Source organism: Lysobacter sp. Hz25 (assembly GCF_046097045.1).
Lineage (GTDB): Bacteria > Pseudomonadota > Gammaproteobacteria > Xanthomonadales > Xanthomonadaceae > Lysobacter > Lysobacter antibioticus_B.
In genome coordinates, this window is sequence record NZ_CP175666.1 from 5,488,810 (window position 1) to 5,506,822 (window position 18,013).

Genomic DNA, 18,013 nt, shown 5'->3' on the forward strand with positions numbered 1-18,013 from the left:
GGCCCCGGCACCGAGGCGGACGCCATGCGCATAGGCCTGGATTACCGCGCCGCCACTGCCGCCCCGACGACCTCCGCCGGACGCCAGGTGCTGGCCCTGGAGCGCGCCTTGCGCGGCCGCAGCGGCATCGACACCGTGCTGTTCACCGCCGCGCCGGCCGATCATCCGCATCGCGCCATCGCGGTCAGCGACGATGCGCCGTTGCCGCTCGACCACGACCCCGGCCTGCGCGACCGTTGGCACTACGAAGCCGGCTTCCTGCCGGCCGCGCTGCGCCGCGAGAAGATCGATATCTACATCGCTACCGCCGACGGCGGCTTGCCGGTGTGGCGCAAGCCGGCCGACGTGCGCCAGGTATTGCTGCTGCACGACCTGTTCCGGCTGACCCTGCGTCGCCCGCGCACCTCGCCGTGGCGCGCCTTGGCCACGCGGCTGATCGACCAGACCCGGATCGGCCATGCCATCGCCAACGCCGACGCGATCTGGACACCATCGCGCTACACCACCGCCGAATGCGGACGCTTGTATCCGGCGCACGCGCACAAGCTCTACGTGCTGCCCGACGCGGTCGCACCGCTGCCGCCGCCGGCCGACCGCAGCAAACTGCCACTCGCCTTGCCGCCGCGTTACTGGTTGCTGGTCGGCACCGACGAGCCGCGCAAGAACGCCGACTTGTTCCTGCGCGCCTGGCTCGACGCGCGCCGCCAGCATTACGACACGCCAGACCTCGCCGTGGTCGGCTCGCCCGCCGACGTCGGGCCGGAACTGCGCCGGCTCAACGGCGTGCATTGGTTCGACGCGATCGACGACGAAGGCCTGGCGCGTTTGTACGTCGATGCCGAGCGCCTGTGGCAGCCCTCGTATGCGGAAGGCTTCGGCTTGCCGGTACTCGAAGCGCTCGCCGCCGGCACGCCGGTCGCGGTGGCCGAAGGCAGCGCCCTGGAGGAAGTCGCGCCCGGCGACATGCCGCGTTTCGATCCGTACGACCGGCCGATGCTGACCCAGTTGATGATCCAGCTCGGCCGCGAGTCGGTCGACGGCAACGCCGAACAACGCCGCGCCTTCGCTCAGCGCTTCGCGCCGAACGCTTATGCCGCGCGCGTCGCGGCCTTGCTCGATGAATTGATCTCGATGAATTGATCAGATAAGCGCAGGCGCCGGCGCGCGCGCGACGCGCGCCGGCCTCATTCGTAGGGCGCGTGCTGCAAGCCCTGCGAGGCCAGCATCCGATTGATGTTGGAGACCACGTGGCCGCGCTCGGGGCGCGGCGTCACCGTCAACAGACGTTCGACGAGACTGTCGACGCGCGGCCAGAACACGGCATCGTCGCGCCACTGTCGCCGCCACATCGGCAAGGCGGCACGCAGCTGGCACAGATCGCCATCGAGTTCGGCACGAGTTCGATGCATCGTTCACACCCCTCTGGCAACGACGGGCAAGGCCCGCTTCGAGCACATCGGCCACGGACGGACCGGGCCACTGGACTGTAGGCGCCCACGCCGGGGGATGCATGGACGGACCGGCCCCGATTCGCCGCCAGCGATCTGCATCGCCGGGCGACGATTCCGGAACCCACCTTATCCCGAACGCGGTCCGGCGCGCTTTCCCCACCTTAGGCCATAGCCCGGATGCTCGAAACATGACAGAAGTCACACCTCAGGCATCGTCCACCGATGAACAGGAGTGGGGAGGCGCCATCCGACGAACCCGCCCGCCGCCTCAGCCCTGGGCCGCCGGCAGCACGGCACCCGATCCGACCTCGCCTTTGGCGTCGCGCCGCTGCACGATGCGATCGCGCAGGCGCAGGAATGGCCGCTCTACCGCGTAATACAGGACCGCACCGCCGAGCAGGGCCGCGGCGGCATAGGCGGCGAAAGCGAGCAGACCCTGGCCGTCGAGTTGCGCGCCGTAGTGGCGCGAGACCAGGCCGAACATCTGCTTGTGGGTCAGATAGAGACTGAACGAAGCCGCCGCCAACCAGGCCGCGCCCGGCACGCGCAAGCGCCCGGTCCAACGTTGTTCCGAAGCTGCGGCGGCGACCAGCAGGGCCAGCCCGAACGAGACCACCGGGAAACCGAACACCGAGGCCTGCAAACCCAGGCGATTCTGCGACAGCCAGATCGCCGCGGCGACGCCGGCCAGGCCGAGCGCGAGCAACACACCGGAGCGCTGCATCATCGCCGACCACCATTGCGGACGATAGGCGCGGATCGCCGCCAGCATGACGCCGGCGAGCAAGCCGTCCAGACGCATCCAGGTCGGGTAATAGACGCGCTCGACCCAGGCCACGCTGCCGTCGGGCAGGCTCAAATGCCAGACCCAGGCGCGCAAAGCCATGCCGCCGGCCACCAGCAACACGCCGAGGGCGAGGGTTTTCCACAACGCCGGGCGCCGCGTCAGCCACCATGCGAGCAACGGAAACACCAGATAGAAATGCTCTTCCACGCACAGCGACCAGGCATGCGAAAACGCCTTGTTGTGTTCGTAGTCGATCAACAGGTTCACGGTGAACGTCAGGAACTGCCAAGCCGGCTGCATGCCGGGTCGCTCGCGGAACTCGGGCACCAGCAGGTACAGCGCGATCACCACCCAGAACGCCGGCAACACGCGCAGGGCGCGGCGCAGATAGAAATCGCCCCAGCGCAGCGGTTCGCCGCGGCTTAACGGCTTGAGCACCTGCCAGCCGATCAGATAGCCGCTGAGGGCGAAGAACAGGTCCACCCCCATCCAGCCGAATTCCGACATCGGGCCGTAAGGCGAGCCGAGTCCGGCACCGGCGGCATGAAAAAACATCACCCATACGATCGCGATCGCGCGCAGCAGATCGAGGCCGGGCAGTCGGCTCATTGAAGTTCCTGGTTGGGGTTTACGGCAGAGGGATGGTGCTGCGATCGCATCGCGGCGTTGCGCCGCGACGTAGAGTTTGCGCGACTAGTCTCGCCGAGAGCTTCGACGGCAACAAGAGGATGTGCAAGCGAAAGACGCCTGCATTGCCACGTTTGTGCGGCGATCGCATGCCGGCGTGTAAGGCGGGCGATGAATGGCGACGCTTCCTCGACGCAAACGCGCTGCGTGTCGTCGGATTCGGGTGGTCGATGGACGCGATGGGCGAGCGTGTGGTCGATCGAATGCGAGCGACGTTGATGATTGCGGCATCGACGCACGCGACCCGGCGACTGCGGCATCGCGTTCGTCGCGCTAACCCAGTCCGGCAGGCACGACGCCCCGCCGCAACGCCGGCACAGGCGCGCCTCACCTAGGGTCGGCCCGAGGATGCTCCCGGCCGCGCAGCGGATTAATTTCCCAAAGCGCGCTATCGATCCGGTGCGAGGTTTCTGCTGGGAGAACGCCCATGTCGGGTTTTCCGAATTTCCCCGGATTTCCGGGCGGCAACCGCCCGTCCTTCCCGGGCCTGGGCGGTGGCCATGGCCACGATCCGCTCGGCCTGGGCCTGCCCGGTCTCGGCGGCGACGATCACCACGGTCCCGGCTCGCCGCCGGGTCTGAACGGCGACGGCCCGCCGGGCCTGGAAAAACCGCACGGCGGCGGCGATACCCACACCGGCGGCAATGGTGTCGATAACAATCACGGCGGCGACACCAGCCCGGTCACGCCGCCATCCGGCACCACGCCCAGCGCGACCGAGCACGACCGCCCGCACAACACCCCGAACGTGGTCAGTTCCGGTTCGGCGATGGACGATCAGATCGCCGCCTATCCGAGCCGTTTGTTGCCCGGCCAGTCGATGCAGTCGAGCGGCAACACCCAGACCGCATTCAATCAGATCACCCAATACCCGCCGCCGACCTTGTCCGAGCGCGCGCTCGGCAACAGCGCCGGGCTGCAGCCGGCCTTGAACCGCCCGGTCTCGGCCGATGCAGTGCCCGGCAGCGCGATGACCATGCAGCCTTCCGGCGTGCAGACCGCGCTGCTCGGCAACCCGAGCGTGGCCGCGGCGAGCAACGCCGGCCTGCCGGCGCAGGTCGCCTATGCGGCGGCGCCGGCGCTCGCGGTGCCCGTGGCGACGCCGAACGCGGTGCTGGCCGCGCCGATGACGAGCGCGTTGTACAGCGAGTCCCTGCTCGCGCAGCAGAACCTGCTCAATCAGTTGTCGATGATGCAGCGCCTGAGCACGCCGCCGAACGTGGTGCCGGCCAACGTCGCCGCGCCGGCGAGCGAGGCCATGGTGGCGCCGACGGTGGTGCCGCTGATGGTCAACGCCGCGCCGAACGACCCGCGCAACCTGCCGCTGGCCAACGACCGCCTCAACCTGATGCGCAACGACGGCCCGCTCAACAATGCCGTGTATGCCGACAGCCCCTACCGGCGCCCGCTGCGCCGCGGCGCCAAGGTCGACAACGCCTCGCTGACCTATTGGCTGTGGGCGCTCGGCCGCGGCGGCACCCATCGCACCAGCCACAAAAACGAACCCAGCCGCGAAGTGCTGCGTGCGCTGCAGTGGCTGTTCTGGGTGCTGACCGTGGTCGCCTATGCCTGTTTGGCGATGGCGGTGATCATCCTGCTGCCGGGCGGCGAGTTCGTCAGCGAACGCGCCACCCCGGGTGTCAGCGGCCTCGCCCTGTTCCTCGGGGTGACGGTCGCGGCCGGCGCCTGGTGGTTGGGGCGGCGTCTGAACCGTCGCGGCTGAGGCGGCGCGGTCCGGGCTGGATCGCGACAGCCGTGTCGCGGACGTAAGCGCGCCAACGCCGCGCGGGTGTGGGCGGACGCGCAGACAGCGCAACGCCGATGCCCTCCATCGAAGCGGCATGCTTTCGCGAAGGCTAGGAGCGACGTCCTACTGGACTTCCCTCGGTCACAAGTCGCGACCAAGGAACGCGCATAGACGGCATCACCCATGCCGCCCATCGAAGCGATGCGTCGGCGCGAGCCGCGATCACCGGATGTGCAGAAAACTCGTTGCCGTTGCGGCGATATAGATCTGCTTTGCTTTACCGCTTTGCTTTGTCGCTTTGCTTTGTCGCTTTACCGGTCAACAGTAGACCCGGAGGGCGGCGCACAGGACGTGCGCCGTTTTTCGATAAGACAGGGACGTCTTATCGAAAAATCCCGGCGACAGCTGCGAACTCGCAGGGGAGCTTCGTCAAGGAAGGCCTTTTCTTTGGTTAGCTTTCTTTTGGGCCAGCAAAAGAAAGTAACCCGGCCGCGTCAGCGGACGGAAGCTCTGCTCTTGCCTGTGGCTTCTGAAGAAACAAGATCAAACGCCAAAAGCTTCCGCCACTAAAGCGGCGGGTTACTTTCTTTTGTCTAAAGCAACAAAAGAAAGGTAACCAAAGAAGTTGCTTTTCTTTTGAATCACAGGCCCGCACGAGCGATGCCTCCGCAGGGATTTTTCATACGGGACATCCCTGTCCCGATGAAAAACGGCCCGCATCCATGCGGGCCGCCCTCCGGGTCTTCGTTTGCCTTCGCTAGTGCGCAGCTACGCACAGCAACGGCTAGGGCTAGGGCTAGGGCCAAGGCGGCGGCATCGAAACGGGCCGCGCCCGCTTGGAGCCCGGCGGTCGCGGCTCGCGCCGCTCCTACCCCGCGAGAGCATTCCGCTTCGCCGGGCGACGTCAACGTGGTCATCTCTGCGCGTCCCTGGGTCGCGGCTGACGCCGCTCCTGCAGGGGAAGGCGCGACGCCCCCTTCTTCAAACAAGAGCGAGGCTTCCGACCGCTACCGCCGCCTGGAACGCGCAACCGACCGCAGCGCCTCGTAAGCGCACAAACGAAAACGCCAGGCCCGGAGGCCTGGCGTTCGTACGACCGGGGTCGTTGTGTAGCTTAGTTGCGCTTGGCCATCGCGCCCTGCGCTTCGCCCATGGTCTTCAACGCGGTGCTGACGGCGTTGATGAACATCGAGTACATCTGGCTCTGCACGGTCAGCTCGGTGGAGTCGGCCGCGGTCGGCTTGTCGCCGATCGCTTCGGCCTTGTCCATCAGAGCGTTGCCGGCCTTCTCGATGAGCGTGCCCATCGCGGTGGCGAACGCCACCAGCCAACCGCCGCCGCCGGCACCGGAACGGCCGCCGCGCTTGCTGTTACCCGACTCGTCGACGCCTGCGCTGTCGACCATGTTCTGCTGCGACAACTGGGCGTACTGAACGTTGATATCCGACATGACGCTCTCCCTGGTTTTTTGGTAGGTCAGCCGCCCCGGTCAGATCGTCTGCGGTAGCGGGATTGGTAAACCTGTAGATGAATTATCGGGATCGCCGCAAGGCTGTATAGCTGGGGCGTTCCCTAGGGCAAAACCATTGCAGCGGGGCGTTTTCGCAAGATTTGTGAACGGCCTCACCCCGCGTCGCCGACCGCGCCGATTCAGCGGTAGGTCTTGACCGGCTTCTTGATGCCCAGCGACGACGGCAAGCCGGTCGGCGGCGGTGCCGGCGTGGAGCCGCCGCCGCTGGTCGAAGCCTCGCCCTCGAGGTCGGGCTGGGTTTCCAGCCACTGCCGCGCCTTCTCTTCGCCGTCGCGCTGGCTGCGCTGGCTGAACTCGAGCGCGCGCTGCACCTTAGGATCCTTGAGCGGCGCCTCGAAGGCCTTGGTCAGGCTGTCGCGCTCGCCCGGCTGGATGATGCGGTTTTCCTGCAACAGGTCCAGGGTCTGGCTGAGGTTGGCCATCAGCGCCTGCGGATCGGCGGCATCGCTGGGCTTGGCCTCGTCGAGCGCGCGGGCGAAGTGGTGCAGCAGCGCGTCGCGGTCGGCCGCGTCGATGCCGGACTGTTCGTTCAACAGGGCCTCGAAGTCGGCGAACATCTGCTCGCGCTGTTCCTGGGTCGGGGTGAAGGGCTGGGACATCGGACTCTCCTGTCGCAACGATGGCGGTGATGGCGATAACGAATCAGTAGACACTGCGCGCGCGACGCTCAGGAAGCGGCAGCGCGTCGATCTTTGACGGGCATCTCCCGGCGGTCGCCGTCGCGACGCACGGCGAGCGACCGGAGGCGATCGGACCGGGGGAGATCGAGTATCGGCGATGCCCGCGAACGCGAAAGCCTGGGAACATCCCCAGGGTGTGGCATGCAGTGCGGCATGCGGCGCGGCGCGCGGCAGTGAGCGTGGAACCCGGACATGAGCGGATCGCTGCGGCTCAACGCCGCGGCGCGAACCCCCGCTCGGTCAGGGCGACGCGGCGGAAATCGATGCCGATGCCGCGACCGATGGCGTTGACGCCGTCGCGCAGGCTGGCGCGCTCGGCCGGACTGGCGGCGTTCTGCCAGGCCGCCGCGGCCAGGGTCGCGACCAGACCGTAGAGCTCGGCCGCCTCCTGCATGTCGGCGCGATCCATCGTGGTCATCTTTTCGCCGCGCGCGAGGCTGTCGGCGAGGCGTTGGCGCAGGGCCGCGAAGGCGGCGCCGTGATCGCTGCGCGCACCGTCGTTGACCAGGGTCCAGCCGTAGATCATGAAGGCATTGACGACGTCGCCGAGATTGCGCGTCGAATAGCCGTGCCCGGCGAGGCGCCGCTGGAACTGGGCCTGCAGGCGCCCGGACTGCAGGGCGAGCAGGACCTGCTCGCGATCGCCGCCGAGCTGGCGCGCCAGCAACTCGCGAAAACGCGGATTGCGCACGAACTCGGCATCGATGCCGCGCAAGGTGGCGTGATCGAGGGTCGGCCGGCGCCCGGTCAGGCTGTCGGCGAAGGCGGCATTGAGCGTCTTCGATACGGCCGGCACCGGCGCGAACGTCAGGCTGTCGAAGCCCAGGGCCGCGCGCTTGCCGGCGCGCTGGTTCGGCGCCGGCTTGTCGCCTGGCTTATTGGTCGGCGTGGCGGCCTCGTCGCCGCGGTGACGCATGATTTGCGAATGGGTGTAGGCGCCGACGCCGTCGATCAAGGGCGCCGTGTCCTGTGCGCGCACAGCGCCCGGCGAGGCGGCGAGCAGCAATGCGAGCGCGGCGACGCCGACGGTCGTAGTCGTAGCGATGCGACGGTCCATGAGCGGGATCTCCCTGCCCGTTCCGTACCCGGCGCGGCTCGCGCCCGCTCGAACACGGGCGGGCCGGACGCAGGCGGGCCAGGCACGAACGGGCATCGGCTCAGTCGTGGAAATGCGGATCGATGCTGAGCTGGCCGAGGTTGCGCGAAGCGAAGCGGCGCATCAGCTCGGGGCTGGCGTCGCGGATCGCATCGAAGCTGGACCGCGAGCGCACGTCGGCGCGCAGTTGCCAGCCTTCGGCGGTCTTGGTCAGCAGCAGATCGGTGCCGGGCAAGGTGCTGTCGGCGAGCCGCAGCAAGACCTGGCCTTCTTCGCCGCCGGCGGCGCCCTCGCCGACCGCGAGCTGGCGCACGTGGCGCTCGATCAGGTCGGCGAACGCGGCGGCATTCGAGTTCGGCAGGCTCGGCTGGGTCTGGGTGGCGGCGTCGCGCATCGCCAGTTGCGCCTGCCACATCGCCGAGGCCTCGGCCGGCGGCAGGCTGGCGAGCTCCTGCCGGCCCTGCTCCTGGCCGCTGCCGGCGTTGCGTTCTTCCAGACGGCCGTGTTGGCGCGAATGCTCGGCGACGGTGCGGGCATGGGCCTCGCCGGCGTGGGCGGCGCGGCGCGCATCGGCCTTGGCGTTGCCAGGGCCGCCTTCCTGGGCCTGCTTCTTCAGCATCGCCGCGGCTTCTTCCTCGCGCGCCAGGCCTTCCTGGCCGGGCAACTGGCCGAGCTTGCCTTCGCGTTGCTGCATCAGGCTGCGGAAGCGGTCGATCGTGCCCTCGGCCGGCGGCTCGCGCCGGGCCTCGCGGGGCTTGTCGGTCTGGCGCGTGGATTCGCTGCGCTGGGCCGAATCGGAATCGGACGTCGAGGAGCTGCGGGTGATGCTCATGGCGACCTCGTTCAGAAGGGGCCGTTCGTGTTCTGGCGCGTGGCCAGCATCAGATCGGCGTTCATGGCTTCCTCGCGGCGCGCGGTCAGGGTGTTCTGTTCCTTGCGCCACAGGTCCTTGCGTTTTTCCAGCGCGTCCAGCCGTGCCTTGGCGCGGAAGAACGCCTTGCGGGCCTCGTCGAGCGAGGCTTCGGCTTCGCGCAGCTTGCCTTGCGCGTCGAGCAGCCGTTGTTGCGCGGCGACCGCGAGTTCGCCGAGATGATCGATGTGGGCCTCGCGCTGGGTCATCGCCATCGGCCACGGCATCCCGGGCGGCGGCGGGTCCATCAGGCGCAGGCGCTGGCCGGCGCGTTCGTCGTTGAGCGCGGTGATCTCGCCTTGGATCTGGGTGCAGGCGTCGCGGCGCTCCTGCACCTGGCGCTGGCGTTCCAGCACCAACATGCGCGCGGTCTCGACCCGGTGCGAGCGCAGTTGCAGCAGGGTATGCAGCGGATAGCGCTTCATCCGAACACCTTGCGCAAGGCCTCCACCGATTGACGATAGTCGGCGAGGTCGTGGGACGACTGTTTGAGCAGCTTGCGGATCGGCTCGATCTTCTCGATGGCGATGTCGGCCTCGGCGTCGCTGCCGCGCTTGTACTCGCCGAGCTGCAGCAGCAGTTCGATGTCCTGGTGCTTGGCCAGGTATTTGCGCAACTGGCCGGCGGCGCGCTGATGGGCTTCGTCGGCGACCCGCGGCATGGTGCGGCTGAGGCTGGTCAGCACGTCGATGGCCGGGTAGTGATACGCCGCGGCGAGCTTGCGCGACAGCACGATGTGCCCGTCGAGGATCGAGCGCACTTCCTCGGCGATCGGGTCGTCGCCGTCCTCGCCTTCCATCAGCACGGTGTAGAAGGCGGTGATGCTGCCGCGGTCGTTGTTGCCGGCGCGCTCGAACAAACGCGGCAGGGCGCTGAACACCGACGGCGGGAAACCGCGCCGCGCCGGCGGCTCGCCGATCGCCAGGCCCACGTCGCGCAATGCCCGCGCGAAGCGGGTGACCGAGTCGACCAGCAGCATCACCCGCTTGCCGCGGTCGCGGAAATACTCGGAAATGGCGGTCGCGACCCAGGCCGCGCGGCTGCGTTCGAGCGCGGGGCGGTCGGAGGTGGCGACCACGATGATCGACTTCTTGAGCCCGGCTTCGCCGAGGTTGTCGTGGACGAATTCGTTGACCTCGCGGCCGCGTTCGCCGACCAGGGCGATCACGTTGACGTCGGCGTCGCCGCCGCGCGCGAGCATGCCGAGCAAGGTGCTCTTGCCGCCGCCGGCGACGGCGAAGATGCCGAGGCGCTGGCCGACGCCGGCGGTCATCACCGTGTCGATGGCGCGCACGCCGGTCGCGAACGGCCGCTCGATGAGCTGGCGCGACAGCGGGTTCGGCGAAGCGGCGTAGATCGGGATCTGCACGGTCGGGCCGAAGCCGCCGAGGCCGTCGATGGGCTCGCCGTTGGCGTCGAGGATGCGCCCGAGCAGGCCGTCGCCGGCGCGCACCGAGGCCTGGCGGCCGGTGGCGACGACCTCGGTGTCGTGGGCGACGCCGTCGAGCGCGCCGAGCGGGGTCAGCAAGGTGTATTGGCGCGACACGCCGACCACTTCGGCGGCGAGGCGGAAATTGCGGTCGCGCGGGCTGCGCAGTTCGCACAGCTCGCCGATCATCGCCTTGAGCCCGGTGGCGCGGATCATGGTGCCGTAGGCTTCGGCGACCTTGCCCACGCGCACCACCGGCTGCACCCGCGACAGCGCGGCGATCAGCGGGTCCTGCTGGGCAGGCGCCGGCACGGCTTGCAGGATGGTGCGCGGCAGGCTGCTCATCGCGCAGTCTCCACCCGCGCGCACGGCCCGGGCATCGCGACGACGGCCAGGCGGCGTTTCATTCGGTGTGCTCCGCGCCGTACTCGGCGCCGGACAGGGCGATGCGGATCGCCTCGATCTGCTGGGCCACGCCGGCACGCACTTCGCCGGCTTCGGACACGACCACGCAGCTGAGCTTGTCCAGACTTTCGTCGTCGACCAGCTCGATCACCCCGACCACCGGGTGCGCCTGGCGCACCAGGCCGAGGCCCTTGGCGACGTCTTCGCGCACGCTCGGGTGGACGCGGATCAACAGGAACTGTTCGGCCTGCGCGGCCTCGACCGCGTGCATGACCAGCGGCGGCACCACGCTGCGCGCGTCGAACTCCGGCGAGATGCGCGCGACGATGGCGCAGGCCAGTTCGGTGACGCGGCTGCCGGCGTCGGCCAGCACGCGCGCGCGGCGTTCGTTGAGGTCGGCCAGTTGCTGCGCCATCTGTTGCTGGGCGCGGGCGAGGCCTTCGGCGAAGCCGGCGGCGTAGCCGGCCTCCCGGGCCTGTTTGATCTCGTCGCCGGCCTCGGCGTACAGCGCGTTGACGCGGGCCAGGGTCTGGTCGAGTTCGGCGATCGCGTTCCATTGCTTGGCCGGCACCACCGTGCCGGCGACCGCGCGCTCGAACTGCTTGCGCTCGAACACCGAGATCGTCGCGCTGGGACGGTTCGGCTCGATCCTGCGCGCGCCGCCGTCCGTCATGCCCGTGGCCGCGGCGGAAGCGGCGGACGACGGGGAAGCGGACTGGAGCGGATCTGCGTGCATGGGAATTCCGTGGTTGGATGCGCGGCGCGACGGCTCAGGCCGACAGCGGACGCGCGCCGTGGTGGGCGTACAAACGCTCGACCGCTTCCGGCGGCAGATGCGTGCCGAGCGAGGCCGACGCCTCGTGGGTGGTGCGCGGCAGCAGCAGGCGCGACCAGTCGGCCAGGCCGGGGTCGCGGCGTTCGGCCCACACCCGCAGTTCGGTGCGGCCGCGGCCGTCGAGCAGGTCGAACAGCAATTGGTCGGCTTCCGACGCGCGCAACGCGGCATCGAGTTCGGCGCTCAGCTGCGCGCCGAGTTGGGCCTGCACCTTGCCGTCCCAAACCAGGCTGTCGAGCGCGAGCAGATAACTGTTGTCGAGCGCCTGCTTGAGCCGGCGCACCGGTTCGCGCCGCACTTCCGAGCGGATCGCCGGCGCATAGGCCAGCGCGCCGAGGTCGCGCACCAAGCGCGTCATGCGCACCCGCGGCCAGCGCCGCGCGGCGGCGCCGAAGCCCTCGCCGGGCTGCGGTGCGAGCAGGGCCGGCGCATCGGCGGCGAGCCAACGCGCGAGCAGACGGCGTCCCAGCGGACTCTGGCGCGCCGACACGAGCAGTTCGGGATCGATCGTGTCGGTCCCGGCACCGTGCCAGCTCGGATCGACCTCGGTGAGGATCGTCCGCAGCGCCATCGACGCGCTCATCCGTTCCAGACCCCGCTACGTGCGTTGGAGGCCGGCGCGGCGGCCGCAGCCGGAGCGAAGCGCGAGCGCAGGCGGCCGAAGAAGAACGCCACGATCGCCAACAGCACCAACACGCCGGCGCCGATGATGACCACGGTCAGGTCGATCGAACCCAACACCGCCGCGAACGGCCCACCGGCCTGATGCGCCTTCGGCGGCGCGGTGACGGTGAAGAACTTGACCGTGACCTTGTTGACGTCGTCCAGGCCTTCGACGCTGTCCTTGACGAAGACCTTGATGTCGGTTTCGCGGTCGCGCAGGCTTTGGCCCGGACGCTCGAACACCAGCACCGAGGCCGAGGAGTCCTGCACGTTGCCGCCGAGCGGATCGCGGTCGGGCAAGGCGATGTGCACGCGCGCCTCGACCACGCCGTCGATGCGCGACAAGGTGCGCGAGAGCTCCTGCGACAAGCCGTACAGATAACGCGCCTTTTCTTCCAGCGCCGAAGACGCGAAGCCTTCCTTCTTGAACACCTCGCCGAGCGAGCGGTACTGCGCGCGCGGCAAGCCGCGCGAGCTCAGTACCTGCATCGCGTACGGGATGTCGCCGCGGTTGACCATCACTTCCCAACCGGTCTTGCTCGGCGACGGGTCCTTTTCCGCCGGAATACCGGCATCCAACAGAGCCGCCATCAGTTCGTTGGCCTGTTGCTCGTCGAGCTGGCTGTACAGCGTGGTGCGTGTGCAGCCGACGATCAGCAGGCAAGCCAGCAGGGCCGCCATGACTCGTACCGCGTTGAAGCCTGACGCCCTACCCATGCATTCCCCCGATTTGGAATTACGACTGCTGACGGAACAACTGCTGGACGCCGTCCGAAGTGCGGTTGGCGACGTTCGAGGTCAATTGCGAGGTGAACATGAACTCGTGACAGCGCATGGTCATCTGGATCATCTCGCCCGGCGTCAGGTCGGCGGAATTGGCCGACATGGTCTTGGACGCCGCGTCGATCTTGTCGGCGCCGCCGTTGAGATTGTCGAGCGCGGCCAGCACCGCGCGCGTGCCCTGCGAGGGTTCGCTGGACGCGGTCGCGCCGGCCTGGGCGGTGCCGCTGCCCTGGGACGTCGGCGCGGCGCCGCGGTCGAACGCCGCCGCGAACTCGCGGACGTCGAAGGCTGAGGCCTGCGGCGATTGCGCCGGCGATGCGGCTGCCGGCTGCGCGGCTTCGGCCGCGACTGAGATGGCTTCGATCATTGCCCTTTCTCCCGAAAGGTGAAGTCCGTTTTAAGAAACTACTTTAAGAAACTACTCGAGAAGCTACTGGCGAGGCTGCGCCGAGAAACCGCCCGGCGATGCCGGAGTCCGCTCGCGCCCGCTCGTCCCGGACCCGGCCGTCCGGACCTTGCGATCCGGACGACACGACGGCTCGGAACGGCGGCGGACGTCGCGCCGCCGTCGCGATTACTTCCTGGCCAGCGCGTTCAGCGCTTCGCCGACGCTGTTCTGCGAGGTCGCGGCGCTGTTGGAGACGAACTGCATGCGCAGGCTCTCGGCGGTCAGCGCGACCATGTTCGAGGGCTGGTCGCCGCCGCCGCCGATCGAACCGGACAGCTCGGTGATGCGCGAGGCCTGGGCGTCGAGGGTCTGGCCCCAGGCGCGCGACAGGGCTTCGTACCAGCTGCCGCCGCTGCCGCCGCCGCCGCCACCGCTGGCTGCGGTCGCGCCGCCGCCGCCGTTGCGGGCCGTGCCGTTGTTGTTGTTGTTGGCCGCAGCGATGAAGGTGGTCACCAGGCCACCGGCGTCGGCGCCGGGATTGATCGTATTGCTCATTGACGTCTCTCCTGCAGGAAGCGGCTCAAGCCGCTGATTAGCGTGGAACTACGGATGGCACTGAAAACTGAATGCGGGAACTGCGATCGGCCGGACTCAGGGTGCATGTAGCCGATCTTGGATTTAATCGATGATCCGAATGTGAAACCAGCTAGTGCTAACCCGGGGGTGGTCGTCCTTACTGGCGGTTGCCGGCCGGGCGCGCGGGCGCCTCGGCCACGGCTGAACGGGGTGCCGCCGGCTTGCCGGCCGAGGTCGACGCCGGCGGGGTGGCTTGCGCGGGCAGGGTCTTGGCCGGCGCCGGCTTGGCCGCGGTCGGTGCCGCAGTAGTCGGTGCCGCAGTGGTCGGAGCAGCGGTGGTTGGTGCCGCAGTCGCCGCAGTCGCCGGAGCGGTCGCAGCCGTGCCGGTCGGCGCCGTCGCGTCCGGCGCCGGCGCGACACCCGCCGCAGCGGCGGCGATCGCGGCCTGCTCGGCCGCGGTCACCGGCTGCGCCTTGATCTCCTCGGCCTGACCGCTGAGCTTGTTCATCGCCCAGGCCCTGTCGCCGATGGCGATCAACGAACGGCCGTCGGGCAGCGCGTCGCCGACTGCGTAGCGAGCGCCGTCGACGTCGATCACGTGCGGGTTGGTGCCGCGCACGATCTGCACGATCCGGGTCGGCGCGGTGCTGACCGGCTTCTTGGGTTCGGTATCGGCCGCGGCGACGGCGGGGCCGGCCGCGGGCTGAGCGCTTTCGTCGAGGTCGCGCCGGATCACCCGACGCACGCCGTTGACGTCCTGCATCGCGCGCGAGGCGATCGCGCGCTTGAACTTGTCCGGGTCGGCGAAACGCCCGGCGACTTCGACATCGCCGTTGCCGAGGTAACGGGTCTGCACCGCCAGGCCCTGGCTGCGCAGCACTTCGCGCACGTCGGCGGCGATGTCGTCGCCGGTGCGCAGGTCGAGCCGTGCCTGCACGTTGCCGGTGACCAGGCGCTTGCGGATCATCTCGCGCGTCGCCGCGTCCTTGATCGTGCCCGACAGCACCAGGCTGCCGTCTTCGTTCTCTACCGCGCGGCCGCCGACGATCGAAAACTCCTTGATCAGCGGCGTCACCACTTCCATCGCGGTGGGTTCTTTCTCGAAGCCCGGCATCACCGCCGCGGCGATCGCCACCGACACCAGCGACAGCGCCGCCAGGCCGGCGATCAAGGGCAGATGGCGCATCGACGAACGCGGCGGCTTGGCCATCTCGCCTAGGTTCGGCAGGATCGTCGCCCAGGCCGGGTCTTCGCTGGCGCCGACCGCGAGCGAGGCGCTGCCCAGGTCGACGCGCTGCATCGCCGACAGCTCGGCCGGATCGCCCGGGTTCAAGGTCTGGCCGTCGATCTGCAAGGGCGCATCGACCGCGCGCAGCGAAACCGTGCCGCCCATACGGGTGATGAAGGCGTGGTGCGGAGCGACCCCGGCGTCGGACAGCACGATGTCGCAATCGCCGCCGCTGCCGATCAACAGGGTTTCCTGCGCCGACAGCGGGCGGCTGGCGCCGGCGTGCAGGCCGGAGACGATGCGCAGCACGCTGACCGCGGGCGACGCGGCAGCGACACGAGGTTCGGCGGGTTCGGTATGGATGTCGGGGGAAGACATGACGGACTCCTGTCTAGACGCGTCCGCGTGCGGCGGCGCGTACGGCCGGGCCGCGCGAAACGCGCGCACCCACCGGCCGATGATGGATTGGGGAAATTACCTGGCGATGGAGGCTGGGACGTTGCATCGTCTTGGCGCTCATCTAGGCGTTGACCTGGCCGGCCTGCACGATCCGCAGGTCGGGTGCGAGTTCCTGGTAGGACAGCACCGGCAGTTCGAAGAAATCGATCTCCAGCAGCTTGCGTAGGTGTCGGCGAACGTCCAGTGAACACAACAGCACCGGACGTACGCCCTCGGCCTGGCGGCCCAGGTGCGAACGCACCTCGGCGCCGAGCCGTCCCGCCAGTTCCGGCGAGATCGCCAACTGGGTGGCACCGCCGGCGACGCGTACCGACTGACGCAGACGATCCTCCAATTCAGGATGAATCAATAGCACCTGCATTGTGCGTTCGCTGTCGGCATAGCGATCTGCGATCTCGCGCTTGAGCGCGACCCGCACGTATTCGGTCAACAGCACCACGTCTTTCTCGCGGCCACCGACATCGGTGATGGCCTCGAACGCATCGCGCAGGTTACGGATCGGCACGCCCTCCTCGACCAGGCGGCGCAGCACGTCGGCGACGCGTTGCGGCGCGACCACGCGCAGCATTTCCTTGACCAGGTCCGGATAGTCGCGCTGCATCTTGCCAAACAGGTTCGAGGTTTCTTGAATGCCGATGAAGCTGCCCATGCGGCGTTCGAGCGCGGCGCGGCAATGCTCGATCACCGTGGCCAGCGCGTCGCGGGTCTCGCCACCGGTCTGGCCGGTCCACTCGCCCGCCAGCGGCGGGAAGAAGCCGGCGAGCTTGGGCGCGCTGGCATCGCCGGCGCGGGCCGGGCGGAACTGCGCGTTCGCCGACAGCCGGCCGAAGGCGATGCGCGCGCCGTAGGCGGTCAGGCGATAGCCGCCGAGGCCGTCGCCGTTGTCGAGCGCCGGCACCACCTTGACCACCGGCACCGGCAGCGGCACGCCGTATTCCTCGCGCAGGCGGCGGGCGACATCGACGATGCGCTGGCGCACCGTGGCCTCGCCGAGCGCCGCCGCCAACACCGGCGACAGGTCCAGCTGCAGCGGCGCGGGCGGAGCGATCTCGTCTTCGTTGACGACCACATCGTCGGTGCCGCGCTCGCCTTCCGGCACCCGGAATGCGCGCCGCAGCACCACCGAGCCGTGGCGGTAGCGCCAGGCGGCGAAGCCGAGCAGCGCCGCCGAGAGCAGGAAGAACACCGGCTTCGGAAAGCCCGGCACGAAGATCATCAGGAAGGCGAGGCAGCCGGTGATCAGCAGCACGCGCGGCTGGCCGGTGACCTGGCGGGTGATCGATTCGCCGAGGTGGCGATCGTCTTCGTCGCCGGCGGTGCGGGTGACCACCAGGCCGGCCGCAATCGTGGCGAGGATCGCCGGGATCTGCGAGACCAGGCCGTCGCCGATGGTCAGGATGCTGTAGGTGTGGGTGGCGTCGCCGAGGGTCATGCCCCTCTGCAGCACGCCGATGGCCAGGCCGCCGAGCAGGTTGATGATGATGATGACGATGCCGGCGATGGCGTCGCCCTTGACGAACTTCATGGCGCCGTCGAGGCTGCCGTGCAGCTGGCTTTCGACTTCGAGCAGGCGACGCTTGCGCTTGGCCTCGTCCTTGTCGGTCAGGCCGGCGCGCAGGTCCGAGTCGATCGACAGCTGCTTGCCGGGCATGGCGTCCAGGGTGAAGCGCGCGGCGACCTCGGCCACGCGCTCGGCGCCCTTGGCGATGACGATGAACTGCACCACGGTGATGATCAGGAACACCACGAAGCCGACCACCAGGTTGCCGCCGGCGACCATGCTGCCGAATGTTTCGACGATGTGACCGCCGTTGGCTTCGAGCAGGATCGAGCGGGTGATCGCGATCGACAAGGCCAGCCGGAACAGCGTGGTCAGCAGCAGCACGCTGGGGAAACTGGAGAACGCGACCGGGGTCGGGATGTACAGGGCGATCAGCAGCAGGCCGAAGCCGATGGCGATGTTGACCGCGACCAGGGTGTCGATGATGGCCAACGGCAACGGCAGGATCATCACGCCGATGATGGTGACCGCTGCGATGGCCAGCACGATATCGCTGTAGCCGGCCCGACGCCGGGGCGTCGCGCCGGGAGCGGCGGCCATCAGGGAGCTCAACAATGCGCGCATTCGGTCAGTCCCGGTTCCTGAGAATCGACGAGCCGACCACGTTCGGGCGCGCAGCAGCGATGGCGCGGCCCCGCGGCGGCTGGCCACGGGTCGCGCTCGAAAGAAGTTCGGCCCTGCATCGAACGGTGAAAGCAGTCACTGCTCTACCACATACCCCTGAGCACCCAGCCATGGCGCTGTCCTTACACGATCCCGGTTCGGACGCCCGATACTAAGTGCTGATTGTCATCATT

The 18,013-nt window shown here is 68.8% G+C and carries 17 protein-coding genes; 2 read left to right on the top strand and 15 right to left on the bottom strand.

What is annotated here, in order from left to right; genetic code table 11:
* Window positions 1-24: 24 nt before the first annotated feature.
* Complete coding sequence (locus tag ACKN61_RS22620; RefSeq protein ID WP_408951336.1) at window positions 25-1,140, top strand: glycosyltransferase family 4 protein; 1,116 nt, start codon at window positions 25-27, stop codon at window positions 1,138-1,140.
* Window positions 1,141-1,184: 44 nt separating this feature from the next.
* On the opposite strand, the gene ACKN61_RS22625 is transcribed toward ACKN61_RS22620, so the two are convergent.
* Together ACKN61_RS22625 and ACKN61_RS22630 are read right to left on the bottom strand one after the other, a co-directional pair.
* Complete coding sequence (locus ACKN61_RS22625; protein ID WP_031373937.1) at window positions 1,185-1,409, bottom strand: hypothetical protein; 225 nt, start codon at window positions 1,407-1,409, stop codon at window positions 1,185-1,187.
* Between the two features lie 310 nt (window positions 1,410-1,719).
* Complete coding sequence (locus ACKN61_RS22630) at window positions 1,720-2,847, bottom strand: acyltransferase family protein (RefSeq protein WP_408951337.1); 1,128 nt, start codon at window positions 2,845-2,847, stop codon at window positions 1,720-1,722.
* 505 nt (window positions 2,848-3,352) lie between these two features.
* On the opposite strand from ACKN61_RS22630, the gene ACKN61_RS22635 reads away from it, so the two are divergent.
* Window positions 3,353-4,648 (top strand): hypothetical protein, encoded by a 1,296-nt coding sequence (locus tag ACKN61_RS22635; protein WP_408951338.1) that lies wholly within the window; start codon window positions 3,353-3,355, stop codon window positions 4,646-4,648.
* A 1,138-nt stretch (window positions 4,649-5,786) separates the two neighbouring features.
* Here ACKN61_RS22635 and ACKN61_RS22640 read toward each other — a convergent pair.
* From ACKN61_RS22640 to sctV, 13 genes are all read right to left on the bottom strand, one after another.
* The gene (locus ACKN61_RS22640) at window positions 5,787-6,122 is read right to left on the bottom strand and encodes a hypothetical protein (protein ID WP_031373486.1); all 336 of its coding nucleotides are present in this window, start codon (window positions 6,120-6,122) and stop codon (window positions 5,787-5,789) included.
* A gap of 200 nt (window positions 6,123-6,322) precedes the next feature.
* Window positions 6,323-6,802: a hypothetical protein gene (locus ACKN61_RS22645; protein ID WP_408951339.1), complete on the bottom strand. Its 480-nt coding sequence runs from the start codon at window positions 6,800-6,802 to the stop codon at window positions 6,323-6,325.
* Window positions 6,803-7,094: 292 nt separating this feature from the next.
* Window positions 7,095-7,940, bottom strand: a complete 846-nt coding sequence (locus ACKN61_RS22650) for a hypothetical protein (RefSeq protein ID WP_408951340.1) — start codon at window positions 7,938-7,940, stop codon at window positions 7,095-7,097.
* A gap of 100 nt (window positions 7,941-8,040) precedes the next feature.
* A complete protein-coding gene (locus ACKN61_RS22655) occupies window positions 8,041-8,811 on the bottom strand; it encodes a hypothetical protein (RefSeq protein WP_408951341.1) in 771 nt (256 codons plus the stop codon).
* A gap of 11 nt (window positions 8,812-8,822) precedes the next feature.
* A complete protein-coding gene (locus ACKN61_RS22660) occupies window positions 8,823-9,314 on the bottom strand; it encodes a hypothetical protein (protein WP_031373482.1) in 492 nt (163 codons plus the stop codon).
* Window positions 9,311-10,663, bottom strand: a complete 1,353-nt coding sequence (locus ACKN61_RS22665) for a FliI/YscN family ATPase (RefSeq protein WP_408951342.1) — start codon at window positions 10,661-10,663, stop codon at window positions 9,311-9,313. Before ACKN61_RS22665 ends, ACKN61_RS22660 begins: the two co-directional genes overlap by 4 nt.
* Before the next feature lie 58 nt (window positions 10,664-10,721).
* Window positions 10,722-11,459: a FliH/SctL family protein gene (locus ACKN61_RS22670; protein ID WP_057919487.1), complete on the bottom strand. Its 738-nt coding sequence runs from the start codon at window positions 11,457-11,459 to the stop codon at window positions 10,722-10,724.
* A 34-nt stretch (window positions 11,460-11,493) separates the two neighbouring features.
* A complete protein-coding gene (locus tag ACKN61_RS22675; RefSeq protein ID WP_408951343.1) occupies window positions 11,494-12,129 on the bottom strand; it encodes a hypothetical protein in 636 nt (211 codons plus the stop codon).
* An 8-nt stretch (window positions 12,130-12,137) separates the two neighbouring features.
* The gene (gene sctJ / locus ACKN61_RS22680) at window positions 12,138-12,902 is read right to left on the bottom strand and encodes a type III secretion system inner membrane ring lipoprotein SctJ (RefSeq protein ID WP_408951344.1); all 765 of its coding nucleotides are present in this window, start codon (window positions 12,900-12,902) and stop codon (window positions 12,138-12,140) included.
* A gap of 55 nt (window positions 12,903-12,957) precedes the next feature.
* Window positions 12,958-13,371, bottom strand: coding sequence for a hypothetical protein (locus ACKN61_RS22685; protein WP_408951345.1), 414 nt, complete (start codon window positions 13,369-13,371; stop codon window positions 12,958-12,960).
* Between the two features lie 207 nt (window positions 13,372-13,578).
* Entirely contained in the window at window positions 13,579-13,947 is a 369-nt protein-coding gene (locus ACKN61_RS22690) for a hypothetical protein (protein WP_408951346.1), read from the bottom strand.
* A 178-nt stretch (window positions 13,948-14,125) separates the two neighbouring features.
* Window positions 14,126-15,574: an FHA domain-containing protein gene (locus tag ACKN61_RS22695; protein WP_408951347.1), complete on the bottom strand. Its 1,449-nt coding sequence runs from the start codon at window positions 15,572-15,574 to the stop codon at window positions 14,126-14,128.
* Between the two features lie 142 nt (window positions 15,575-15,716).
* A complete protein-coding gene (gene sctV / locus ACKN61_RS22700; protein ID WP_408951348.1) occupies window positions 15,717-17,780 on the bottom strand; it encodes a type III secretion system export apparatus subunit SctV in 2,064 nt (687 codons plus the stop codon).
* Window positions 17,781-18,013 lie beyond the last annotated feature (233 nt).